The sequence below is a fragment of the Streptomyces sp. NPDC046349 genome (assembly GCF_055587885.1).
Genome location: NZ_JBVJFK010000004.1, coordinates 300,978 through 324,556, shown reverse-complemented (window position 1 = coordinate 324,556; position 23,579 = coordinate 300,978). Strand labels below are relative to the sequence as shown.

The 23,579-nt window shown below is 71.9% G+C and carries 21 protein-coding genes; 11 read left to right on the top strand and 10 right to left on the bottom strand.

Features of this window, described 5'->3' with window-relative positions:
• Nucleotides 1-120: 120 nt before the first annotated feature.
• From ACZ6JS_RS11485 to ACZ6JS_RS11475, 3 genes are all read right to left on the bottom strand, one after another.
• Nucleotides 121-1,947: an acyl-CoA dehydrogenase gene (locus ACZ6JS_RS11485; RefSeq protein ID WP_469297425.1), complete on the bottom strand. Its 1,827-nt coding sequence runs from the start codon at nucleotides 1,945-1,947 to the stop codon at nucleotides 121-123.
• 67 nt (nucleotides 1,948-2,014) lie between these two features.
• A complete protein-coding gene (locus tag ACZ6JS_RS11480; protein WP_469297424.1) occupies nucleotides 2,015-2,419 on the bottom strand; it encodes an ATP-binding protein in 405 nt (134 codons plus the stop codon).
• Nucleotides 2,416-2,622 (bottom strand): hypothetical protein, encoded by a 207-nt coding sequence (locus ACZ6JS_RS11475; RefSeq protein ID WP_469297423.1) that lies wholly within the window; start codon nucleotides 2,620-2,622, stop codon nucleotides 2,416-2,418. The genes ACZ6JS_RS11480 and ACZ6JS_RS11475 overlap by 4 nt, the downstream gene beginning before the upstream one ends.
• A 113-nt stretch (nucleotides 2,623-2,735) precedes the next feature.
• Between ACZ6JS_RS11475 and ACZ6JS_RS11470 the strand changes: the two genes are divergently transcribed.
• The 6 genes from ACZ6JS_RS11470 to ACZ6JS_RS11445 all read left to right on the top strand — a co-directional run bounded on the left by ACZ6JS_RS11470 (nucleotide 2,736) and on the right by ACZ6JS_RS11445 (nucleotide 6,930).
• Nucleotides 2,736-3,593, top strand: coding sequence for a Scr1 family TA system antitoxin-like transcriptional regulator (locus ACZ6JS_RS11470; protein ID WP_469297662.1), 858 nt, complete (start codon nucleotides 2,736-2,738; stop codon nucleotides 3,591-3,593).
• Between the two features lies 1 nt (nucleotide 3,594).
• A complete protein-coding gene (locus tag ACZ6JS_RS11465; RefSeq protein ID WP_469297422.1) occupies nucleotides 3,595-3,777 on the top strand; it encodes a DUF397 domain-containing protein in 183 nt (60 codons plus the stop codon).
• A gap of 70 nt (nucleotides 3,778-3,847) precedes the next feature.
• Nucleotides 3,848-4,309 carry an SseB family protein gene (locus tag ACZ6JS_RS11460; protein WP_469297421.1) on the top strand — a complete coding sequence of 154 codons (462 nt, stop codon included), beginning with the start codon at nucleotides 3,848-3,850 and terminating at the stop codon, nucleotides 4,307-4,309.
• A 36-nt stretch (nucleotides 4,310-4,345) separates the two neighbouring features.
• On the top strand, nucleotides 4,346-5,305 hold the full coding sequence (locus ACZ6JS_RS11455; RefSeq protein WP_469297420.1) for an ArsR/SmtB family transcription factor: 960 nt from the start codon (nucleotides 4,346-4,348) through the stop codon (nucleotides 5,303-5,305).
• Nucleotides 5,306-5,616: 311 nt separating this feature from the next.
• Complete coding sequence (locus tag ACZ6JS_RS11450) at nucleotides 5,617-5,805, top strand: hypothetical protein (protein WP_469297419.1); 189 nt, start codon at nucleotides 5,617-5,619, stop codon at nucleotides 5,803-5,805.
• Between the two features lie 129 nt (nucleotides 5,806-5,934).
• Nucleotides 5,935-6,930, top strand: coding sequence for a pirin family protein (locus ACZ6JS_RS11445; RefSeq protein ID WP_469297418.1), 996 nt, complete (start codon nucleotides 5,935-5,937; stop codon nucleotides 6,928-6,930).
• Between the two features lie 94 nt (nucleotides 6,931-7,024).
• Here the strand turns inward: ACZ6JS_RS11445 and ACZ6JS_RS11440 are convergent, their stop codons facing one another.
• A complete protein-coding gene (locus tag ACZ6JS_RS11440; protein ID WP_469297417.1) occupies nucleotides 7,025-8,101 on the bottom strand; it encodes an AI-2E family transporter in 1,077 nt (358 codons plus the stop codon).
• A gap of 84 nt (nucleotides 8,102-8,185) precedes the next feature.
• Nucleotides 8,186-10,348 carry an ATP-binding SpoIIE family protein phosphatase gene (locus ACZ6JS_RS11435; protein WP_469297416.1) on the bottom strand — a complete coding sequence of 721 codons (2,163 nt, stop codon included), beginning with the start codon at nucleotides 10,346-10,348 and terminating at the stop codon, nucleotides 8,186-8,188.
• Nucleotides 10,349-10,504: 156 nt separating this feature from the next.
• Between ACZ6JS_RS11435 and aspS the strand changes: the two genes are divergently transcribed.
• Nucleotides 10,505-12,322: an aspartate--tRNA ligase gene (gene aspS, locus ACZ6JS_RS11430; protein WP_469297415.1), complete on the top strand. Its 1,818-nt coding sequence runs from the start codon at nucleotides 10,505-10,507 to the stop codon at nucleotides 12,320-12,322.
• A 91-nt stretch (nucleotides 12,323-12,413) separates the two neighbouring features.
• On the opposite strand, the gene ACZ6JS_RS11425 is transcribed toward aspS, so the two are convergent.
• Nucleotides 12,414-14,558 carry a VWA domain-containing protein gene (locus ACZ6JS_RS11425; protein WP_469297414.1) on the bottom strand — a complete coding sequence of 715 codons (2,145 nt, stop codon included), beginning with the start codon at nucleotides 14,556-14,558 and terminating at the stop codon, nucleotides 12,414-12,416.
• 294 nt (nucleotides 14,559-14,852) lie between these two features.
• Between ACZ6JS_RS11425 and ACZ6JS_RS11420 the strand changes: the two genes are divergently transcribed.
• Nucleotides 14,853-16,943: a PhoX family protein gene (locus ACZ6JS_RS11420; protein ID WP_469297413.1), complete on the top strand. Its 2,091-nt coding sequence runs from the start codon at nucleotides 14,853-14,855 to the stop codon at nucleotides 16,941-16,943.
• 54 nt (nucleotides 16,944-16,997) lie between these two features.
• Here the strand turns inward: ACZ6JS_RS11420 and ACZ6JS_RS11415 are convergent, their stop codons facing one another.
• The 4 genes from ACZ6JS_RS11415 to ACZ6JS_RS11400 form a co-directional block, all read right to left on the bottom strand.
• Nucleotides 16,998-18,266, bottom strand: a complete 1,269-nt coding sequence (locus ACZ6JS_RS11415) for a sensor histidine kinase (protein ID WP_469297412.1) — start codon at nucleotides 18,264-18,266, stop codon at nucleotides 16,998-17,000.
• Nucleotides 18,254-18,967: a hypothetical protein gene (locus ACZ6JS_RS11410; protein WP_469297411.1), complete on the bottom strand. Its 714-nt coding sequence runs from the start codon at nucleotides 18,965-18,967 to the stop codon at nucleotides 18,254-18,256. The genes ACZ6JS_RS11415 and ACZ6JS_RS11410 overlap by 13 nt, the downstream gene beginning before the upstream one ends.
• A gap of 37 nt (nucleotides 18,968-19,004) precedes the next feature.
• Complete coding sequence (locus ACZ6JS_RS11405; RefSeq protein WP_469297410.1) at nucleotides 19,005-20,999, bottom strand: FUSC family protein; 1,995 nt, start codon at nucleotides 20,997-20,999, stop codon at nucleotides 19,005-19,007.
• 80 nt (nucleotides 21,000-21,079) lie between these two features.
• On the bottom strand, nucleotides 21,080-21,907 hold the full coding sequence (locus tag ACZ6JS_RS11400; protein ID WP_469297409.1) for a hypothetical protein: 828 nt from the start codon (nucleotides 21,905-21,907) through the stop codon (nucleotides 21,080-21,082).
• A gap of 125 nt (nucleotides 21,908-22,032) precedes the next feature.
• Between ACZ6JS_RS11400 and ACZ6JS_RS11395 the strand changes: the two genes are divergently transcribed.
• From ACZ6JS_RS11395 to ACZ6JS_RS11385, 3 genes are all read left to right on the top strand, one after another.
• A complete protein-coding gene (locus ACZ6JS_RS11395; RefSeq protein WP_469297661.1) occupies nucleotides 22,033-22,515 on the top strand; it encodes an RrF2 family transcriptional regulator in 483 nt (160 codons plus the stop codon).
• Nucleotides 22,516-22,572: 57 nt separating this feature from the next.
• A complete protein-coding gene (locus tag ACZ6JS_RS11390; RefSeq protein ID WP_469297408.1) occupies nucleotides 22,573-22,971 on the top strand; it encodes a RidA family protein in 399 nt (132 codons plus the stop codon).
• Between the two features lie 66 nt (nucleotides 22,972-23,037).
• Nucleotides 23,038-23,442 carry a hypothetical protein gene (locus ACZ6JS_RS11385; protein ID WP_469297407.1) on the top strand — a complete coding sequence of 135 codons (405 nt, stop codon included), beginning with the start codon at nucleotides 23,038-23,040 and terminating at the stop codon, nucleotides 23,440-23,442.
• Nucleotides 23,443-23,579: the final 137 nt, after the last annotated feature.

Here is a 23,579-nt window from a genome sequence, read left to right as displayed (position 1 = left end):
AGGGCGCCGGCGCCGGTGGTTGCCGGTGCCCTTGCACGCGGCAGCGGCCGGGTCCCTGTGCGGGGGACCCGGCCGCTGTGCGGGTGCGGCGCAGCGGTGCTGCGGTCGGCGCAGGGTGCCTTAGAAGGCGGCCTCGTCGAGCTCCATGAGGGTGTTGTCGACGGCCTCGGCCAGCTGGCGCTGGACCGAGACGCCCGGGAGGACCTCAGCGGCGAAGAACTTCGCGGCGGCGATCTTGCCGGTGTAGAAGGGGACGTCCTTGGCGGAGGCGGTCGCGAGCTTCTCGGCGGCCACGGCGGCGCCCTTGAGCAGCAGGTATCCGACGACGACGTCACCGGAGGCCATCAGCAGGCGGGTGGTGTTCTGGCCGACCTTGTAGATGTTCTTGACGTCCTCGCCGGTGGCGGTGAGGTCGACGATCATCTGGCCGACGATGGCCTCCAGGTCCACGGCGGCCTTGGCGAGCGCGTCGCGGGCGCCGGCCAGCTCCTCGCCGCCGACGGCCTCGGCCAGGAACTTCTTGATCGTCTCGGAGAGGATGTTCAGCGAGGCGCCCTGGTCGCGGACGATCTTCCGGAAGAAGAAGTCCTGGCCCTGGATGGCCGTGGTGCCCTCGTACAGGGTGTCGATCTTGGCGTCGCGGATGTACTGCTCGATCGGGTATTCCTGCAGGTAGCCGGAGCCGCCGAAGGTCTGCAGGGACTGCGCGAGCTGCTCGTAGGACTTCTCCGAGCCGTAGCCCTTCACGATCGGCAGCAGCAGGTCGTTCAGGCCGATGAGGGAGGAGGCGTCCTCGCCGGCGGCCTGCTTGACCTGGATCTCGTCCTGGACGGTCGCGGTGTACAGGACGAGGGCGCGCATGCCCTCGGCGTAGGCCTTCTGCGTCATGAGCGAGCGGCGCACGTCGGGGTGGTGCGTGATGGTGACCTTGGGCGCGGTCTTGTCCATGAAGTTCGCCAGGTCCGGGCCCTGCACGCGCTCCTTGGCGTACTCCAGCGCGTTGAGGTAGCCGGTGGAGAGGGTGGCGATGGCCTTGGTGCCGACCATCATGCGGGCGAACTCGATGATCATGAACATCTGGCGGATGCCGTCGTGCTTGTCGCCGATCAGCCAGCCCTTGGCGGGGTGCTGGTCGCCGAAGGTCATCTCGCACGTGTTGGAGGCCTTGAGGCCCATCTTGTGCTCGACGTTCGTGGCGTAGACGCCGTTGCGCTCGCCCAGCTCGCCGGTCTCCCAGTCGAAGTGGAACTTCGGGACGAGGAAGAGGGACAGGCCCTTGGTGCCGGGGCCGTGGCCCTCGGGGCGGGCGAGGACGTAGTGGAGGATGTTCTCCTCCATGTCGTGCTCACCGGAAGTGATGAAGCGCTTCACGCCCTCGATGTGCCAGGAGCCGTCCTCCTGCTGGATCGCCTTGGTGCGGCCGGCGCCCACGTCCGAGCCGGCGTCCGGCTCGGTGAGGACCATGGTGGAGCCCCAGCGCTTCTCGACGGCTATCTGCGCGATCTTCTTCTGCGCCTCGTTGCCCTCCTCGTGGAGGACGCCGGCGAAGGCAGGGCCGGAGGAGTACATCCACACGGCGGGGTTCGAGCCGAGCAGGAGCTCCGCGTAGGCCCAGACGAGGGAGCGCGGGGAGACGGTGCCGCCGATCTCCTCCGGGATGCCCAGCCGCCAGTACTCGGAGTCCATGAAGGCCTTGTAGCTCTTCTTGAAGGAGGCCGGGACCGGCGCGGTGTTGGTCTCCGGGTCGAAGACCGGCGGGTTGCGGTCGGCGTCCGCGAAGGACTCGGCCAGCTCGTTCTCGGCGAGACGGGCGATCTCGGACAGGACGCTCTTGGCGGTCTCGGTGTCCATCTCCTCGAACGGTCCGGTGCCGTACTGCTGGTCGCGTCCGAGCACCTCGAAGAGGTTGAACTCGATGTCGCGGAGATTCGACTTGTAGTGCCCCATGGCGACGGCTCCGTTAAGGCTCGGGGAGACAGGTTCCTCGTACATACCAATCGGTAACGTCATGATGCTACCCGTGGGTAATAACGGCAACCCTCCCGTCCGCAGTGTGACCAGGGTCAAGCTCGCACCAGACCGTCTTGGTGCCGTGCCCGGTCGTCACGCCCCACCGCACGGCCAGGGCGTCGAGCAGGGCCAGCCCCCGCCCGGCCTCGTCGTTCCCGGCCGCCTGCCGTCGTACGGGCCGGGTCCCCGGTGCCGGGTCGGTGAGCTCGACCCGCGTACGGGTTGCCCTTCCGCTGATCCGCAGGGTGACGGGCGTGCCCTCGCCCAAGTGGCGGACGACGTTGGCCAGCAGTTCGGTGACGCACAGCTCCGCGTCCCCGGAGTCCGCGCCCAGGTGCTCGCGCACGGCGTGCCGCAGCATGGGGGCCGCCCGGGCGGAGGCGGGCAGCCGGATCGTGAGGTCGTTCACGACTTGGCCAGGACGGCGGCGATCCGCTGCGCGGTGGCCGCGTTGCAGTTGCCGAGGGTGATGAGCGGCGGTGAGCCGTGGCGCCCGGCGTACGAGGGCAGGTGCAGGTCCAGCGAGGGCAGGGTGATCCCGTGCGCGGCGAGCGCGGTGCGCAGCGCGTCGAGGGCGGTGATGGCCTCGCGGTCGTGGGGGTGGTCGCTCATGGGGATGCCGTTCCTGTGCGGAGTGTGACGAAGTCCTCACAGGCTGGCGCCCTTCCGCCTACCGTGGGAAGGGTTTCGGGACCACTGTGCGAAGTGTGGAAGGCGGGCCGATTTTGGCTGCGCGTAAGGACATTGACGGCTCCGAGAGTGTTCCCGCCTTCTACGGCAAGGAACTTCGCTGGAGGCGGGAAGAGGCGGGCTTCACGCTTCAGCAGACGGTGGCAGGGAGCTTCTACGGAGCCACGTACCTGAGCGAGATCGAGCGCGGCCAGCGGCGCATGCCGGTGGACCTGGCCTGCCACGTCGACCGCGTGCTGAGGACCGACGGGTTCTTCGAGCGGCGCTGCGAGGACGTCCGGAAGGCCCGGTGTGTCGGCCATGCCAAGTATGCCGAGAGGGTTCTGGAAGCCGAGAAGCTTGCGGAAACCATTGAGGAGTGGAGCCCGACCGCGCTCCCCGGCCTGTTGCAGACGGAGGCGTACGCGCGGGCACTCGCGGGAGCGGAACGCCCCTTCGAGCCGCGGGAGGAGACCGATGTCAAGATCAGGGCCCGACTGGCGCGGGCCGATCTTTTCGAGGGCGCCCAAGGGGTGCCCGAGTACTGGGTGATCCTGCACGAGTCGGTGCTGCGGCTGCCGGTCCTTCCGCACCAGCAGATGGCAGATCAGCTCGGCCACATTGCGGCCTTGGCGCGGCGCAAGCGGATCGTTCCACAGATCGTCCCGTGGAACGCTGGAGCTCACCCCTTCATGGCGGCGGGAACCGTCCTCATCCTGACGTTCGGCAACGCACCGCCTCTCGTGTACACGGAGTCTCTGCATAGCGGTGTCACCCTCGACGATCCAGCCCTCGTGAAGCGTTACCGAAGGTCGTACGATCTGCTGAGGGCCGCCGCGCTACCGCCTAAGGCGTCCCTCGCCATGATCGAGGCGGCCGTAGAGGACTACCGAAATGGCAAGCAGCCGAACTGACTTGACCGCAGCGCGGTGGCGTACGAGCAGCTACACCAACAGCGACGGAGGTACCTGCGTCGAGGTCGCGGACGGCCTTGCCGGGCTGGTCCCCGTCCGGGATTCCAAGAGGCCCGACGGCGGTGTCGTCGTCGTCACCGCGGCGGCCTGGGCCCCCTTCGTGGCCGCCGTCAGAGCCTCCTGACCGCACCCCGCAGGGGAGGGGTGGCCGGTACCGGCCGGTATGGGCCCGGCCGCTCGGTAGGGTGGGCCGCATGTACGGCTACGACCAGAACCCGGGCGCCCAGCAGCAGGGCTACGCGCAGCAGCCCCCGCAGGGCTACGCGCAGCAGGCACCGCCGCTGTACCCCGAGCCGTCCCCGCCCTCCCTCACGGACGCCGTACGCGCCTTCACCACCGGGTCGCTGTCCGCCGAGGACTTCCAGCAGATCTTCGCGACCTCGAAGGTCTACTGCCCGCGTGGCGAGACCCCGGGCTTCCTGGCGCTGCACAACACGCAGCACCCGGTCATCCCCATGTTCACCACGCTCAAGGAGCTGCGCCGCTACGCCGGCAAGGAGTCCAAGTACTTCGTCATCACGGGCGCCGAGGTGATCGACCTGCTGCCGACCGGCTACGGCTTCGTCCTCGACATGGAGGGCGACCACCGGATGGTCTTCGACGCGAAGGCGGTCGAGCAGATGGTCGACTTCGCGATGCGCCGCATGTACGGCTAGACGTCGTACGCCGTAGCCGCACGGGGGGCGGGCTCGATGCTGAGGGTGCACTTCACGGCCGAGGACCTGCTCAACGTCACCTTCGCCGACGGGCCGCTCCCCATGGTGGAGCTGGCGATGGCCCTGGTGGCCTGGCAGCGCACCGACGAGGCGGCGGTTTTCGGCCGCTGGCGGGCGAGCTTGGGCCGGGAGCTCCCCGCACGGGTGCGGCCCCTGCTGGACCTGCTGCGGCCGGACGGTGACAACCCCGAGTTCGTCGAGCCGTTCGCGCGCACCCTGCAGGAGGGCCTGGCCGCCGTACGGGGGGCCGAGCCGTCGCTGACCGGCGAGCAGCTGGCCCGCGCCGCCGCCCGGGCACCGGGTCCTGATTCCTGGCTGCGGGCGCTGTGGCGCCGGGACCGCGAGGCGTGGGACCAACTCGAGGATGCGCTCACGACGGCCCACGAGAGCGTGGTGGCCCCGCACTGGGCCCGGATCCGGCAGTCCTTCCAGGCGGACATCGCCTGGCGCACCCGGCTGCTGGCCGCCCACGGCATCAAGGCGTGCTTGGCCAGCACGCATTCGGCGGCCGCCTGGTCGGGGACCGTCTTCGAGGTGGCCCGGCCGCCGCACTACGAGGTCCGCCTCGGCGGGCGCGGGCTGATCCTGATGCCGTCGCCGTTTTGGACGGGCCGCCCGCTGGTGGCCGCGCACCCGGACGGGCCGCACGTCCTGCTCTATCCGGCGATGACGCCGCTGCCGCTGGTCGGCTCCGCACCCGCGGAAGGTGCGCTGGACGCGCTGCTCGGCCGGACCCGGGCGGCGGTGCTCCAGCAACTGGTGCAGCGGCGCACGACCAGCGAACTGGCCCGGGACCTCGACATCAGCCTTCCCTCGGTTTCGGAGCACACCCGCACCCTGCGCGCGGCCGGTTTGATCACCACCGAGCGGGACGGCAAGGCGGTCCTGCACTCGGTGACGGGCCTGGGCGCGGACCTCCTCCACAGCGGGGGCTGAAGGTTTCGGCGACGCCCGAAATCATCGCGCCCGGGCCGGCGGCTCCCGAGTATCGGTGCTGCGGGGAGAACCCGCTCCCACCGATCAGGGGAGAGCGCGATGGCACGTCCGTCCTTGGGCACGAAGCTCGCGGCCGTGGCGGCGACGGGGGTGACGGCGCCGGGTACGGGGGTCCTGGCGGCGTCTCCGGCCCACGCCGCATGGCGACCGCCGATCCACGGCCGCGACTCCGGGGAGGTCTGCATCCACCCGACGGACGCGAACGGCGACGCCACGTGGAACGGGGACCGCCCCTCCCACCGGTACGCCCGGTGGGGCGGCCACGCCCCCACGAGCAGTACAACCGGCACTACGTGGTCAACAACCGGACCGACGGCTGGACCGGCTCCCTGTGCTGGGACTCGGCCGGCAGGAACTGCGAGAACCACCGGATCCCGCCGGGCGTGACCTGCCTCGCCAACCTGACGCCGTTCAACTCGATCGGCTTCGACACGCCGTAGTCGGGGGAACCGGCAGGTCGGAGCGCGAGCGGCCCCCGGGGGAATGTCCCCGGGGGCGGCTCGCGTTGTGGGGGTGTGGCAGAAAGTTCGAGTTTCAACTAAACTCGGATTCAGAAGGAGGTCCTGACCATGCCCGCAGTGACTGTTGAGAACCCGTTGACGCTTCCGCGCGTGGCCGAGCCGCAGGCCGTCGTCCCGCGTAAGGTGCTGGCCGTCGTCTCCGCTCCCAGTGGGTTCGAGGGTGAGGGATTCCCGGTGCGGCGCGCGTTCGCCGGGATCAACTACCAGTACCTCGACCCGTTCATCATGATGGACCAGATGGGCGAGGTGGAGTACGCGCCGGGCGAGCCGAAGGGCACGCCGTGGCACCCGCACCGAGGCTTCGAGACCGTCACGTACCTGATCGACGGAACCTTCGTCCACCAGGACAGCAACGGCGGCGGCGGAGTCATCAACGGCGGCGACACGCAGTGGATGACGGCGGGTTCGGGCCTGCTGCACATCGAGGCGCCGCCGGAGTCCCTCGTCGTCAGCGGCGGGCTCTTCCACGGCCTCCAGCTGTGGGTGAACCTGCCGGCCTCCGACAAGATGATGCCCCCGCGCTACCAGGACATCGGCGGCGGCAAGGTCACCCTGCTGTCCACCCCGGACGGCGGGTCGCTGCTCCGGGTGATCGCCGGTGACATCGACGGCCACGAGGGCCCCGGCATCACCCACACGCCCATCACGATGATCCACGCGACCGTCGCACCGGGTGCGCAGATCACCCTGCCGTGGCGCGAGGACTTCAACGCCCTGGCGTACGTGATGGCCGGGCGCGGTACGGTCGGCGAGGACCGCAGGCCCCTCCACACCGGGCAGACGGCCGTCTTCGGCGAGGGCGGATCGCTCACCGTGCGGGCGGACGAGTCCCAGGACTCCAACGCCCCGGACCTGGAGATCGTCCTCCTCGGCGGGCGTCCGATCCGGGAGCCGATGGCGCACTACGGGCCGTTCGTCATGAACAGCAAGCACGAGCTCCAGCAGGCCTTCGACGACTTCCAGGCGGGCCGCCTGGGCCGCATCCCCACCACCGCCCGCACCGGTCTCGGCCACCGCGGCGCGGGTCAGGCGGACGAGGACTGACACCGCCGGCGCCGCGAGGCGCCGAGGCCGCGCCGCACCACGGGCCGCGCCCCCTTCCCGGGGGCGCGGCCCGTGGCGTCGTCCCGGCGCCCCGTCAGGCGGGGTCCGCCGGGTCCTCGGGCTGCGGCTGCGGCTCGGCTTCGGCGTAGCGGGCCCGGAGCTCCGAGATGACGCCGAAGACCGCCGCGGTCAGCGGCACCGCGAGGAGCATGCCGAGGATCCCGGCGACGCTCGCCCCCGCGGTGATGGCCAGCATCACCACGGCGGGGTGCATCTGCACGGTGCGGCTCTGCACCACGGGCTGCAGTACGTACCCCTCGATCATCTGGACCAGCAGCACCAGGCCCAGCGCCCACAGGCCGATCACCCAGCCGCGGTCGGCGAAGGCGACGAGGACCGCGACGGCGCCCGACAGGATCGCGCCGAGGTAGGGGATGTAGGCGGTCACGAAGACCAGGGCGGCCAGGCCCAGCGCGCCCGGCACGTCGAGGATCAGCAGGCCCACACCGATCAGCACGCCGTCGATCAGGGCCACGAAGGTGGTGCCGCGCATGAAGCCCTCGACGGCCTCGAAGGCGCGCCGGCCCATCGCCTCCATAAGGTCGCCGGAACGGCTCGGCACGATCGAGCGCAGCGTGCCGACGGCCCCGTCGGAGTCGCGCAGGAAGAAGAAGATCAGCACCATCGCCAGCAGGACCATCGCCAGCATCGAGCCCACCACGCTGAGCCCGGCGACCACGCCGGACGCGGCCGTGCTGCCGAACTTCGCCAGCAGGTCCTTGGAGTTCGCGGTGATGTCCTCCAACGAGGTGCCCACCGCCCCGAAGTGCTCGGCGAGCATCTGGCCGGCCCGTCGCAGCGCGTCGATGATCTGGTCGCCGGTCTCGATGAGCGCGAGGACCACGATGTACGCGGCTCCGCCGACGACGGCGGCCACGGCGAGACAGGTCAGCGCCGCGGCCAGCGAGCGGTTCACCCCCATGCGCACCAGGCGCCGGTGCATCGGCCCGAGCAGGGCCGTGCCGAGCACGGCCAGCAGGACGGGCGTGACGACGGTCTGGAGGACGGTGCACAGCCACACGCCGACGGCGAGGACGGCGGTGGCCAGCAGGACGACGGCGCACCAGGCGGCAAGCCGCCGCACCGGTTCGGGGAGCAGGGAGTTCGGCACGGCGTCATCCAACCACGGGCCCCGCGGCGGCTCCGGGCCCCACCCGCCCGGAGTTCTTCCGCCCGGAGTCCTTCCGCCCCGGTTCTAGGGGCTGTCCGGCTGCTTCGACTGCTCGTACAGCTCGAACCAGATCGACTTGCCCTCGCCGCGCGGGTCCACGCCCCACGCGTCGGCCAGCATCTCCATCAGCAGCACCCCGCGGCCGCTGGAGGCCATCTCGCCCGGATGCCGCTTGTGCGGGAGCTCGTCGCTGGAGTCGGCGACCTCCACGCGCAGTCGGCGCCCGCCCAGCTCGCCGACCGCCTCCGCCACCAGCAGCGCGTCGCCGTCGGTGTGCACCAGGACGTTGGTGACCATCTCGGAGACCATCAGCACCACCGCGTCGAGCTGCTCCGCGTCGGCCCAGTCGTGCAGCAGCTCCCGGACCTGCCGGCGGGCGCCCGCGATGCGTTCCGGTTCCGCCTGGGCCACGGTCAGCATCGTGCGGCGGGCCGGGCGGACGGGGTGCGCCACCGGGCTGCCGCAGCCGCGGGCCGCGCCCTCGCGGCACAGCAGGACCACGGCTATGTCGTCCTCGCGGCGGTCGGCCAACGGCCCGGTGGTGTGGTGCGAGGACGGCCCGTGCACGGCCTGCACCAGCAGGTCGGCCAGCGCTTCGAGATGCCCGGCCTCGTGGCCGCCGGCCTCGTGCGTGTCGCCCTCCAGGACCGCGCGCAGCCGGGCCCAGCCGGTGTCCAGGTCGTGCCCGCCGGTCTCGATGAGCCCGTCGGTGCAGAGCATCATCGTCTCGCCGGGCTCGAGGGTGAACCGGGTGGTCGGGTAGTCGGTGTCGGGGACGATCCCGAGGGGGAGCCCGCCGGCGGTGGGCCGCATCAGCACCGTGCCGTCGTTCATGCGGACCGCAGGGTCGGGGTGGCCGGCACGGGCCACCTCCAGCGTTCCGGTCTGCGGGTCGCACTCCACGTACAGGCAGGTCGCGAACCGCGGGCTCCGGGCGTCGCAGTCGTCCTCGGCGCCGGACTCGGGCCCGCTCAGCCCGGCGAGGAAGCGGGAGGCGCGCGAGAGCACCGCGTCCGGCCGGTGCCCCTCGGACGCGTACGCGCGCACGGCGATCCGCAGCTGGCCCATCAGCCCCGCCGCCCGCACGTCGTGGCCCTGCACGTCGCCGATGACCAGCGCGAACCGGCCCGACGGCAGCGGGATCATGTCGTACCAGTCGCCGCCGACCTGGAGGCCGCCGCCCGTGGGGACGTAGCGTGCGGCGATCCGCATGCCGGGGATCTCCGGGCCGAGCTGCGGCATCATCGACCGTTGCAGGCCGGTGGTGAGTTCCCGCTCGGACTCGGCCACACCGGCCCGCTGGAGGGCCTGGGCCAGCATCCGGGCCACGGTCGTCAGGACGGACCGCTCGTCGGGAGAGAAGGACGCGGGCTGCTTGAAGGCGGCCATCCAGGCGCCCATGGTCCGCCCGGCCACGATCAGCGGCAGGAAGGCCCAGGACACCCGGTCGAAGCGCTGCGCGAGCGGCCAGGTGGCCGGGAAGCGCCGTCTGTAGTCGTCCGGGGTGGGCAGGTAGATCGCCCGGCCGGTACGGACGACCTCCGCCGCCGGATAGTCCGTCTCCAGCGGCATGTCCGTGAAGGGGCCCTCGTCCCCGGCGTCGTGCCCGTGGTGCCCGATGACGGACAGCCGGTCCCCGGCCACGCCGAAGACGGCCAGTCCGTCGGGGTTGAAGCCCGGCATCGACAACGAGGCCGCGACCCGCAGCACCTCCGCCGTGGAGCGGGCCTCCGCCAGCGCCCGGCCGGCGTCCAGCAGAAAGGCCTCGCGGGAGCGCCGCCAGTCGCCGGTGATGGGCGTGTGCACGGCGGTGGTGCCCGGCTGCGGCTCGGCGATCTCCTGGATGGTGCCGATCAGCTCGTAGTCCAGGCTCCCGTCGGCGGACCACCTCTCCAGCGGTTTGGAGCGGCTGCGCACGGTCCGCATGACCCGGCCGTCCACGTCCATGATCCGCAGTCGGGCCTCGGCGAGGGTGCCCTCGGCGACGGCCAGGTTCACGACACCGTTGATCTCGTTCCAGTCCACGGGATGGAAGCGGGACCGTACGGCCACCTCCGGCAGGACGACCGGTTCGGCGGGCAGCCCGAGGAGCCGGGCGGCCTCCCCGTCGAGGGAGACGGTCCCGGAGGCGTTGTCCCATCGCCACAGACCCGTCGCGACGGCGGCCAGGACATCCTCGGTACGCACCCGGTCATCTTTACAGGTCATATCCGTTACGTGCCTGTTCGACGGTGACCGGACGCATTTGCGCAGGCTGACGGTAGTGCCCGACCCGGCATCCTCCCGGACGGTAACCTTGGGACGGTTGAATCCACCCTGGTATAGCGAAGAACTGGATGACTGATGCATCGGTACAGGTCCCACACCTGCGGCGAGCTCCGCGCCTCTGACGTCGCCGCCGACGTCCGACTGAGCGGCTGGCTGCACAACCGTCGAGACCTGGGCGGCATCCTCTTCATCGATCTGCGTGACCACTACGGCATCACGCAGCTGGTCGCCCGCCCCGGCACCGCCGCGAACGAGGCCCTCAGCAGCGTCTCCAAGGAGACCGTCGTCCGCATCGACGGCAAGGTCGTCTCCCGCGGCGCGGACAACGTGAACCCGGACCTGCCGACCGGCGAGATCGAGATCGAGGTCTCCGAGGTCGAGGTGCTCGGCGCGGCCGGCCCGCTCCCCTTCACCATCAACACCGACGACGGTGTGAACGAGGAGCGCCGTCTGGAGTACCGCTTCCTCGACCTGCGCCGCGAGCGCATGCACCGCAACATCATGCTGCGCTCGGCGGTCATCGCCTCGATCCGCTCGAAGATGGTGGCCCTCGGCTTCAACGAGATGGCGACCCCGATCCTCACCGCGACCTCCCCCGAGGGCGCCCGTGACTTCGTGGTGCCGTCCCGCCTGAACCCGGGCAAGTTCTACGCCCTGCCGCAGGCCCCGCAGCAGTTCAAGCAGCTGCTGATGATCTCCGGCTTCGACCGGTACTTCCAGATCGCGCCCTGCTTCCGCGACGAGGACGCCCGCGCCGACCGCTCGCCGGGCGAGTTCTACCAGCTCGACGTGGAGATGTCCTTCGTCGAGCAGGAGGACGTCTTCCAGCCGATCGAGCGCCTGATGACCGAGCTCTTCACCGAGTTCGGCGGCGGCCGCGAGGTCACCTCGCCGTTCCCGCGGATCCCCTTCCGCGAGTCGATGCTGAAGTACGGCAACGACAAGCCCGACCTGCGCGCCAAGCTGGAGCTCGTCGACATCACCGACGTGTTCGCCGGTTCGGAGTTCAAGGCGTTTGCCGGCAAGCACGTGCGCGCCCTGGCCGTCCCGGACACCGCAGCCCAGCCGCGCAAGTTCTTCGACGGCCTGGGGGACTACGCGGTCTCGCTGGGCGCGAAGGGCCTGGCCTGGGTCCGCGTGGGCGAGGACGGTTCGCTGTCCGGCCCGATCGCCAAGTTCCTCACCGAGGAGAACGTCAAGGTCCTCACCGAGCGCCTGGGCCTGGTCCCCGGCCACGCCGTGTTCTTCGGCGCCGGCGAGTTCGACGAGGTCTCCAAGATCATGGGCCCGGTCCGGGTCGAGGCCGCCAAGCGCGCCGGCCACTTCGAGGACAACGTCTTCCGCTTCTGCTGGATCGTCGACTTCCCGATGTACGAGAAGGACGAGGAGACCGGCAAGATCGACTTCTCCCACAACCCGTTCTCCATGCCGCAGGGCGGCATGAAGGACCTGGAGGAGAAGGACCCGCTCGACATTCTGGCGTGGCAGTACGACATCGTCTGCAACGGCATCGAGCTGTCCTCCGGCGCCATCCGCAACCACGAGCCCGAGGTCATGCTGAAGGCCTTCGAGATCGCGGGCTACGAGGCCGAGACCGTCGAGCGCGAGTTCGCGGGCATGCTGCGCGCGTTCCGCCTCGGCGCCCCGCCGCACGGTGGCATCGCCCCGGGCGTGGACCGCATCGTGATGCTGCTGGCCGACGAGCCGAACATCCGCGAGACCATCGCCTTCCCGCTCAACGGCAACGCGCAGGACCTGATGATGGGCGCGCCGACGGTCCTCGAGGAGGCCCGTCTGCGCGAGCTGAACATCGCGCTGCGCAAGCCGGTCGAGACGAAGGCGGCCGACGCGAAGCCGGTCGCGGAGTCCGTGCACCCGGACGCTGCGCGCTGAGCGGTGGCCGGCAGGCAGCCACGTGAACGGGTAGCCATGTGAAAGGGCCCGGGGTCGACGACCCCGGGCCCTTTCGGTGTCCTTGCCGTGTCTAGAACTTCTCCAGGACGCCCTTGAGGAGCGCCGCGGAGGTCAGCTCGGCGGGGGCGGGGCCGGCGTGGAAGAAGCCGGCGTTCTCGGCGTCCAGCTTGCGCAGGAAGTCGAAGGCCTTGGAGTCGTGGTCACCGAAGGCCACGAACTGCCAGTGGATGCCGGGGGCCGTGGTGGCGGCCTCGGTCAGCGCCTGCCGGGCGGGCTGCCGGTTGTCGGGGGCGCCGTCCGTCTGGAAGACGACCAGGGCCGGGCCCTCACCGCCGTCCTTGCGGTAGTGCTCCACGACGGCCTCGACGGCCACGTGGTAGCTGGTGCGGCCCATCCGGCCGAGCTCGGCGTGGCGGCCCTCGACCCATGACCCGTAGTGGGTGTCCAGGGTCAGGTCGGCCGTGCCGTCCACCTCCGTGGAGAAGAACACGGTGTGCACGGTCGCCTCGTCGTCCAGGTGCGCGGCGAGGGCGAGGGCGTGGTCGGCGAGGTACTGGGCGCTGCCGTCCTTGTAGAAGCCGCGCATCGACCCGGAGCGGTCGAGGACGAGGTAGACCTTGGCGCGGGCGCCGGCCTTCCCCTTGCTGCGGAGCACCTGGCCGGCCGCCTTGTACGCGGCGGCGACCTCGGGCGCCCGACGCCGCACGGCTGCCGCCGCATGGGCGGGCCCGGCCTGCGTCTCCGCCTCGGGCGCGGCCGCCTCCTGCGTCTCCGCCTGCTGGTCCCGGGCCTCCGGCTCGGCGGTTTCGGCCTGCGGCGCCTCCGCGACGGCTGCTGCCGCCTGGGGCTCGGCCTCGTCGGCTGCGGGGGCCTGCGGCTCCGCCGGGGCGGCCTCGGCCTGTTCTGCCTCGGCGGTCGGGGCCGCGTTGTCGGCGTGCGCCTGCGGCGCGTCCGCGTCGGTTGCTGCCGTCTGGGGCTCGGCCTCGTCGGCTGCGTCGGCCTGCGGCTCTGCCGGGACCTCGGCCTGTGCCTGGGGCTCCGCCGGGGAGGCCTCGGCCTGTTCTGCCTCGGCGGTCGGGGCCGCGTCGTCGGCCTGCGCCTGCGGCGCTTCGGCTGCCGCCTGCTCGTCCCGGGCCTCCAGAGCGGCGGTCTCGGCCTGGGGCTCCGCCGGGGAGGCCTCGGCCTGTTCTGCCTCGGCGGTCGGGGCCGCGTTGTCGGCCTGCGCCTGCGGCGCTTCGGCTGCCGCCTGCTCGTCTCGGGGCTCCGGAGCGGCGGTCTCGGCCTGTTCTGCCTCGGCGGTCGGGGCCGCGTTGTCGGCGTGCGCCTGCGGCGCGTCCGCGTCGGTTGCTGCCGTCTGGGGCTCGGCCTCGTCGGCTGCGTCGGCCTGCGGCTCTGCCGCGACCTCGGCCTGTGCCTGGGGCTCCGCCGGGGAGGCCTCGGCCTGTTCTGCCTCGGCGGTCGGGGCCGCGTTGTCAGCCTGCGCCTGCGGCGCTTCGGCTGCCGCCTGCTCGTCCCGGGCCTCCGGAGCGGCGGTCTCGGCCTGCGGCTCCGCCGGGGAGGCCTCGGCCTGTCCTGCCTCGGCGGACGGGGCCGCGTCGTCGGCCTGCGCCTGCGGCGCTTCGGCTGCCGCCTGCTCGTCCCGGGCCTCCGGAGCGGCGGTCTCGGCCTGCGGCTCCGCCGGGGCGGCCTCGGCCTGTTCTGCCTCGGCGGTCGGGGCCGCGTTGTCAGCCTGCGCCTGCGGCGCTTCGGCTGCCGCCTGCTCGTCCCGGGCCTCCGAAGCGGCGGCCTCGGCCTCGTCGGCTGCGTCGGCCTGCGGCTCTGCCGCGACCTCGGCCTGCGCCTGCGGCGCGTCCGCCCCGGCCGCCTCGGCCTTGTCCGCAGGAGCGGCAGTCTCCGGCTGCTCCGCAACAGGGGCGGCAGCCGCGACGGGGGATCCCGGGTCGGGCTTCGCCGCAGGCGAGGCGCGGCGGGCCTCCGGGACGGTGGGGTCGGCGGCCGGGGCAGGGGCCGTCAGGACCGTGCCGGGCTCGCGGTCCCGCGAGGACTGCGGGGGAACCGTCGGATTGTCGAAGGACGCCGCCACGAGTTCGGCGGCGGCATCCAGGGGGGTGCGTTCCGCCTGGTTCGGGACAGCCGCCGAAGTGGCGTCCGAATTTTCCGGAACCGGTTCCGCAGACCGTCCGAACACCTTGCGCAACAAGCTCCGAATACCCATGGGCCAGGCCTTTCGCATGAGTGCGTGCGTCATTTGTCCGTGCTGCGCGGTTGATCCCTGCCCAGAGTGGACACGTAAGGTTATCGGCCGCCCGGCTGGATCTTCGGGAGGGGCGCCTTTCGTGGCGCCCGGCTCCCAGAGGTGATCACGCCGCTCCCGAACTGCCGCTCCGACGTGCCGGGTTCACCAACCGTTCATCCCCGCGCCGCCGCTTCGGCGCAACCCGGGCCTAGCGTCGCGGCTGGATTGTTCCGACACGTTGTCGGCGGCCACGCAGCTACTCGGAGGACACTCGTGCGCAAGCTTCTGCCGTTCATCGGCAACCCGCATGGGAGCGGCCGTTCCGCTCTCACCTGTCGTTACCGCTGTGGCGACGCCTGCTTCCACGAGGTGCCGAACACAAGCGACAACGAGTACGCGGGCGATGTCATAGCCCGCGCCTACTCCCGCCGCTCGATGCTGCGCTCCGCCGCCGTCGTGACGGTCGCCACCGCCGCCGGATCCGCCGTGGCGCTCAGCGCTCCGGGGCAGACCGCCAACGCGGCCCCCGCCGCCGACGCCGCGGCCGCCGGTGCGGGCAAGAGCGGTGAGGCCGCCCGCGGCCTGCGCTTCAAGGCCGTCGCGCCCAACACCGACGACAAGGTCACCATCCCCGAGGGCCACGAGCAGAACGTGGTCATCCGCTGGGGCGACCCGATCATCAAGGGCGCCCCGGGCTTCAACGCCGACAGGCAGACCGCCGCCGCGCAGGCCGGTCAGTTCGGCTACAACAACGACTTCCTGAGCCTCCTGCCGCTCGGCGGGGACTACGAGCGCCAGCAGCTGCTCGTGGCCAACCACGAGTACACGGACGAAGTCCTGATGTTCAAGGCGTACGACCCGGCCAACCCGACCCGTGAGCAGGTCGAGATCGCCTGGGCCGCGCACGGCCTGTCCGTGGTCGTCGTCCAGGAGGACCACCGCAGCGGCAAGCTGACCGCGGTCTCCCGCCACCACCTCAACCGCCGCTTGACGGCCACCAGCGAGTTCCGGATGACCGGTCCGGCAGCGGGCGGCAACCTGCTGAAGACCTCCGCCGACCCCACCGGCACCAAGGTGCTCGGCACCCTCAACAACTGTGCCGGCGGCACCACCCCGTGGGGCACCACCCTCCACGGCGAGGAGAACTTCAACCAGTACTTCGGCAACGCCGGCCAGGTCACCGACCCCACCGCCGCCGCCCGCCTGAAGCGTTACGGCGTGACCACCGGCGCCACCGAGCGCAAGTGGGAGCGCTTCGACAAGCGCTTCGACGTGGCCCAGGAGCCCAATGAGTCGCACCGCTTCGGCTGGGTGGTCGAGCTGGACCCGTACGACCCGAACTCCGTCCCGCGCAAGCGCACCGCCCTGGGCCGCTTCAAGCACGAGGCCGCGCAGCCCCGTCTGACCGAGGACGGCCGTCCGGTGATCTACATGGGCGACGACGAGCGCTTCGACTACTTCTACAAGTTCGTCTCCTCGAAGCGGATGAAGAAGGGCAATTCGCGCGCCGCGAAGGAGCACAACCTCACGCTGCTGGACGAGGGCACCCTCTACGTCGCCAAGCTCACCGGCGACTCCCCGGCCGCCGAGCTCGACGGCACAGGCAAGCTTCCCTCCGACGGCGAGTTCGACGGCTCCGGGGTCTGGATCAAGCTGGCCACCGGCAACGTCTCGCACGTCGAGGGCATGACCGCCGAGGAGGTCTACGTCTTCACGCGCCAGGCCGCCGACAAGGTGGGCGCCACCAAGATGGACCGCCCCGAGGACGTCGAGCCCTCCCCGCGCACCGGCCGCGTCTACGTCGCGCTGACCAACAACACGGACCGAGGCAAGCCCGGTAAGGCGGAGGGGGCGACCGAGGCCAATCCGCGCAACCTGAACAAGCACGGCCAGATCCTGGAACTCGCCGAGAACTTCGACGACCCGGCCGGCGACGGATTCGCCTGGCGTCTCTTCCTGGTCGCCGGCGACCCCAACGACCCGGCGACCTACTTCGCGGGCTTCCCGAAGGACAAGGTCAGCCCGATCTCCTGCCCGGACAATGTGGCCTTCGACCCGCACGGCAACCTGTGGATCTCCACCGACGGCAACCAGCTCGGCTCCCACGACGGCCTGTTCGGCGTCGCGACGAGCGGCGAGCGGCGCGGTGAGCTGAAGCAGTTCCTGACCGTGCCGCGCGGCGCCGAGACCTGCGGCCCGATCATTCAGGACAAGCGCGTCCTGGTGGCCGTCCAGCACCCGGGCGAGATCGACGGCGCGTCCGTCGAGAAGCCGCAGTCGGTGTGGCCCGACGGTCCCGGCAAGATCGTCCGCCCGGCCGTCGTCTCGGTCTGGCGCAAGGACGGCAAGAACATCGGCGTCTGATCCGTATCGCCCGTGCAGGGCCGGTGTTTCACGTGAAACACCGGCCCTGCACGGTCAACTGCCGTCCGGCAGCCGTCCGACGGGCAGCCTGAGCGTCGTCAACGCGCCCCCGTCCGGGGCGTTGGCGAAGCTCAGCGCGATCTCCAGCACCGCCGCCTGTCCCGCCACGATCGTCAGTCCCAGCCCGTGGCCGCGCCCGCGCCCGGGGTCTCCTGTGCGGAAGCGCTGCGGGCCCTGCGCGAGCAATTCGGGCGGATAGCCGGGCCCGTGGTCGCGGACCGTGACCACCGGGCCTTCCACGGTCACCTCGATCGGCGGACCGCCGTGTTTCTCGGCGTTGACCAGGAGGTTCGTGAGGATCCGGTCGAGGCGCCGCCGGTCGGTGAGCACCGCCGCGTCGCGGACCACCCGGACCGCGACGGCGGGTCCGGCTCCCGCCACGGCCCGCTCCACCGCCCGGCCGAGTTCCACCCGCGCGAGGTCGGCCCGCTCCACGCCCGATTCGAGCCGGGAGATCTCCAGCAGATCCTCGGTCAGCAGGTGCAGGGCCTTCAAGCGGTCGTTGATCATCTCTTTGGGGCGGCCCTCGGGCAGCAGGGCCGCCGCGGCGAGCGAGCCGGTGAGCGGGGTCCGCAGTTCGTGGGCGACGTCCGCGGTGAAGCGCTTCTCCGCCTCCAGCCGCTTTTGGAGCGACCCGGCCATCAGGTCCAGGGCCTGTGCCACGTCCCGTACCTCGTCCCGGTCCCGGGAGCGGCGGCCCGACCGCCGATCGTCCGCGCGGGTGGGGAACCCGACCCTCGCGTCCAGGTCCCCGGCGCTGATCCGGCGGGCCACGGCGGCGGTCGTCGCGAGCCGTCGGCTGATCCGGTCGGCGAGGAAGAGGCCGGCCAGCGCCACCACGCCGGCGGCCAGCGCGGCGGAGGCGAGGATCGCGGTGTCGATGTCACGCAGCCGGTCGCGGGTGCCCTCGAAGGGGATCCAGACGGCGAGGGCCTGCTGGTCGGCGGGGGCGGCGGCCCACATGACGGGCTTGCCGTCGTAGGCGCCGACCATGCTGCCGGTGTCGCCACGGCCGACCAGGTCACGCAGTGGGCGCGGCAGTTGGGGCGGGTCCAGGACGATGTTCACGTCGCCGTGCGTGGTGCCGTACTCGTAGTGGCTGAGGGCGTGTTCCAGGGCCGTGCCCGCGTCCTTGCGGACCTCGCCGACGATCTGTGCCGCGACCACGTTGTGCACGAGGATCCCGAGTGCGGCGGCGACCATGCAGCACACCGCCGTGGTGGTCAGGGCGATCTTCCAGCGGAGGCTGCTCAGCGCGTGCATCGCTGCGCGTCCGGGCCGAGCGGTACGCCGGTGAGGGAGGGGCAGTCGTCGAGGGTGAGCTGGCTCAGGTTCATGATCCCGGCCTTCGGGTCCCACACGTAGTCGGAGACGGCGACGTAGGCGGGGTTCGACGTGGGCTCGCGGACCGCCAGGTGTTCGGCGGCCACCTCCACTCCCTCCAGCACCGCCCGCAGGGACAGGATCCGGGCGATCCTCCCGTCGTTCTGGACGGTGTAGACGCGCAGCTCGCTCAGCCGGCCGTCGATGTCCAGGGCGGTGATCAGCTCCTCCCGGCCGTTGCCCGTCAGGTCGTGGAAGACCGGGGGCCGTACCGGGCAGCGGGGGCCGCCGTCCACAGCCTGTGTGCAGAGCGCGAGCCGCCGGACCCCCCGGGGGTCGACGAGCCGGCCCGTGCCGCCGTCCTGTTCGGTGGCGGAGGTGACGTCGGCGCGTACGACACTCACCGGGTTCACCCCGCGCATGCTCAGGTCCGGTGCCTTGGGCAGGCCGGGGACCACGGAGGCGGTGCCCGTCTTCTGGGCCGGGTCGGGAGGATCGGGGCGGATGCCCTTCCACAGGCTCTGCGGGGCGTGCACCGTGCCCTGGTCGCCCTCGCTCTGCAGCCCCTCCACGTCGGCGCACCCTGCCAGGGCCAGGGCCAGGGCCAGGGCGAGGGCCAGGGCGGCCGGGGCGCGGTGCATGGTCCGATGCTCCCCCGTCCGGGGCCGCACGGCCCGGTCAGCGCTCCGGCTGGGTGATGGCCCGGGCGGCCGCGAGCTCCTGGTGGACGGGGGCCAGGACGCCCGACCCGTCGCCCTCCGGTTCGCCCTCGACCCGTACCGGGACGGTGCTGCTGCGCACCCGGCCGGCCAGTTCGCGCAGCTGCCGCGCGATGGACGCGACCTCCTCGGCCGCGGGGGGCGGGGCGCCGTGGTCGACGCGGACCCGGGCGGCGGTGGACGCGTCCACGATCCGCTCGACGGCGACCACCAGCGGCCACCACGCGGCGGCCCGGGTACCGGTCGGCGGCGGCTCGGTCAGCGCCCGCTGGAACTCGCTGCGGACGCCCGACAGGTCGCGGTAGAGCCGTCGGCGGGCCTGGAGGCGTGCGGTCCGGGCTGCCGCGCGAGCAGCGTCGTCCGCGGCCGGTGCAAAGGCCCGTTCCACGTAGCGGGCGGCGTCGTCCACGGTCTCGGCGAGCCTGTCCCCGATACGGGTGTGCCAGCTCTCGGGCCACAGCAGGTATCCGGCGACCAGGGTGATGGCGCAGCCGATCAGGCTGTCCAGCAGCCTGGGGCGGATCAGGTCGAAGCCCTGGTGGTTGAGCAGGTCCGACAGCAGCAGGATCACCGGGGTGATCGCGGCGGTCTGGAAGGCGTAGCCCTTGGCGGAGAAGACCTGGATCAGCGCGCCGAGCAGCACCATCACCGGCACGTCCCACCAGCCGCGCGGTACCTCCGCGAGCACGGCGGCGGCGACGACCAGCCCGATCGCGGTGCCGAGGGCGCGCAGCAGGGCACGGGAGAACACCGAGCCGAAGTCCGGTTTGAGGACGAAGGTGACGGTCAGTGCGATCCAGTAGGACCGTTCGAGTTCGACGACCGACACGAGTGACTGGGCGAGGCCGATGCACAGGGCGAGCCGCAGCCCGTAGCGCCAGGAGGCCTCGGACATCATCATGTCGCGTACCGCCCGCCGGGCGCGCACCTTCAGCGCGGCGGGCCGGCCGAGGCGGTCGTCCACGTTGTACGGGTCCGCTTCGGGCAGGTGCACGATCGTCGCGGCATGACGCAGCGCCGCGTCGACGGCCCGTTCGACGGGCGTGCGGGCTTCGGGCAGGTCGAGTACGGGTGCGGTGGTGCGGCCCTCCTCGACGGCGGTCGCGAGCCCCCGTACGGCCGCGGGGATCTCGGGGGGCAGCGGTCGGCCGCGCAGGTGTGCGGCCGGTGCGGCCTCCACCAGCGGGATCACCACGTTGAGCTGGGCGAGCATGCGGACGAGGGACTGGCTGCGGCCGTGCACGCGGGCCCGGCGGCCCAGGATCAGGTCGTAGGCCTGGTCGAGTTCCTTGGTGACCCGGCGGCGGTGCTCGTCATAGAGGTCGCCGGGGCCGCCGGCGGCTTCCAGGGCATCGGCGAGGGCCCGGTAGGCGGCGGCGACCGCAGCCCGTTCGGGGCGGCGGCCGCGCAGCGGCCAGCCCAGCAGGGTCAGTGCGAGGACGAAGAGTCCCCCCGCGCTCAGCAGCAAAGGGGCGATCCACCAGGGTTGCGGCATCGGGAGCCCGGCGCCGACGACGGCGTTGAGCAGGAGCAGCAGGCCGGACACGGAGGCGACCGTGCCGATGGAGGAGATCATCCCGGAGACCAGGGCGATGAGGGTGAGCACACCGACGGCCAGCCAGCCATGGCCGTAGACGAGGGTGCCCAGGGCCACGCCGACGGCGCCGAAGACCTGCGGGACGGCGATGTTCAGGACGCGCATCCGGTAGGCGTCGGCGGTGTCGCCGATGACCCCGGACAGGGCGCCCATGGACGCGAGCGCGCCGTATTCGGGCTCGTTCAGCGCGAAGCCGACGGCGAGCGGGACGGACAGCGCGAACCCCGCTCGTCCCGCGGCCGCCCACGGGACGGGCGCGGTGGTCGGCTTCAGCCCCTCGAGCAGCCAGGCGGGCGGGGCCAGCGGGTGGTGCCGGGCTCGCCGCGACGATATGTGTTCGGTGCGTTCGGTGCTCATTCCCGCTTCCGTGCCGCCGCTCGCGAATCGGTTCTTCTGGTCTCTTCTGGGTCGTTCTGCGCGTGTTGTACCTTCCGAGCTTATGGGGTGCGGCGCAGTCGTCCCGTCACCCATGCGGCGAGAGCCGCCGCGAGCCCGATCAGCAGCACGACCCAGGCGGTGGTCCGCAGGAATGCGGTGAGGGCGTCGTACACCGCGCCGGCCGCGGCACGGTCGATGTCGGCGGGCAGGTCGTCCAGGGTGAGGCGGCGGCACACCTCCACCGTCAGCCACAGCAGTCCGGCCCCGACCGCCAGTCCCAGGCCGGTGGCGATGACGGCCCGGCGCCGCCGGACGGCGACCGCCACGGCCGACACGGCCAGGACCAGGGTCAGTACGGGGAGCCAGACGCCGGCGATCTCGAGCATGCGAAACCCCTTCCGGAGGGCGCCGAGGTTGTCGTACTCCATGACCTCCACGGACAGCCGCGTCACCGGGATGCGGTCCGCGAAGGGCACCTGGTCGGCGACGAGTTCGCTCTTGATCTGCGCGACGACGGGCGCGAGGTCGATGGTGACGGCGTTGCCGCGGCCGGTGGTGAGCGCGTGGAGGAAGGCGGCGTGGGCGGCGCGGTTGGCGGCGTCCCAGGCCGTGCTGTAGGCGGGGGTGTCGGCGAAGGAGCGCAGCGCCTCACCGAGCAGGGCGTCGACCCCGGACTGGAAGGGACCCGCGTCGATCTGCCCGGTGAGGGCGCGGGCGGTGTGCGTGACGACGACCTCCTGCACGGCGGGGTTCTCGGCGAGGGGGGCCATGGCCGCGGTGTAGCGGTCCGCGTCGCCCAGCTCGCGGTCGGCCCAGTACGCGACGGCGCTCGCGGGCACGAGGAGGGCCACGAGCACGATGAGTACCGCCGACAGGATGGTGCGCACGTCACCAGGGAAAACGGGGACGGGCCGGCGCGCGAGCGGTGTTGCTGCGGGCGGGTGGTGGGCCGCCGGACGGCGTGGGATCCTTGCCCTCCCTATTCTGGACATCTAATATCCAGATTATGAGGATGAGTGAGGGCGTCGAGTGGGCCCTGCACAGCTGCGTCAACCTGGCCTGGAGCGGACCGGACCGTGCGGTCTCCGCGGCGCGGCTCGCCGCGTGGCACGACCTGCCCGCGGCCTACCTCAACAAGCAGCTGCAGGCGCTGGCCCGGGCGGGCATCCTCACCTCCAGCCCCGGTCCGCGGGGCGGCTTCCGGCTGGCCCGCCCGCTCGCCGCCGTCTCGCTCATGGACGTGGTCGCCGCCGTCGAGGGGCCCGAGGAGGCCTTCCGGTGCGCCGAGATCCGCAAGCAGGGGCCCGGCGCGGGCGCACCGGCGCCCGACGGCGCGGACGCCGCCGACTGCGCCATCGCGCACGCCATGACCCGGGCCGAACTGGCCTGGCGCAAGGCCCTGGCGGCCCAGAACCTCGACGAGATCCGGCAGCAGGCCGAACGGCAGGCCCCCGAGGCCCCGCAGCGGCTCAGGGCCTGGCTCGCCGCACAGTAGCGGCAGACGCCGCACGCACCGACACCCGACACGGACCCGGAGATCAAGGAGCTCGGCATGACGCGCAGCATCATCAACCCGGCAGGACTCCACACCCCGACCGACTACGGCTACAGCCACATCGTCTCCGCCCCCGGCGAGCAGGTCTTCATAGCCGGCCAGTACGGCTCCGACGAAAGCGGCCTCGTCGTCTCGGACGACTTCGCGGACCAGGTGGCACAGGCCTTCGCCAACCTCCGCACCGCCCTCGCCGCGGCCGGCCTCGGTCCCGCCGACGTGGTCCGCATCGGCACCTACATCGTCGATCACGACCAGCGGAAGCTGGAAGTGCTCCTGAAGCACCTGCACGCCACCTGGGGCACCGAGCTTCCCGCGCAGACCCTCATCGGGGTCGCCGCCCTGGCTTTGCCCGGCATGCTCTTCGAGATGGACGCGGTGGCGGTGCGCACGCCCTGACCGCTGATCCACTTGCCGGTCGGCGGCGGCGGGTGTGCCCTGGAGGATGGGAGAGAGGAGCCCGTCATGGCACATGCGGCACCCGCTGCGCCCAGGCAGCACCGGCAGATGGCGGACATGACCCACCTGAGCAAGGGCGCCTACGTGAGGCCGCTGCTCCTCGGACTGGTCTACGGGGTCTGGTGCGCGTTCATCGACCGCCAGGAGGGCCCGGTCACCGCGGCCAACGTCTTCTACGGCATCCTCTGCGGCGTGATCTTCGCGGGCATGATGTTCGGCCTGGCCAGGGTCGGCCCGCGGATGATGCGCGAGCTCCACGCCGCCGCCTACGGAGCCTTCGGCGGCATCGCGGTGGGCTACCTGTACAGCGTCACCGACGAGTCCATCCTCCAGTCCGTGGTGATAGGCCTGGCGGTCGCCGTGGGCGTCGGCGCCACCGCCTTCTACCGCTACTACACGCACGAGGACTGAGCAGGGCCGGCCCGGCCGGCCTCACAGGGGCGGGGGGGGGGGGGGGGGGGGGGGGGGGTGGGGGGGGGGGGGGGGGGGGGGGGGGGGGGGTGTTTTCGGGGTCGTCTGCGCTTCCTCGACGGGAAAAGGGGGTTAGT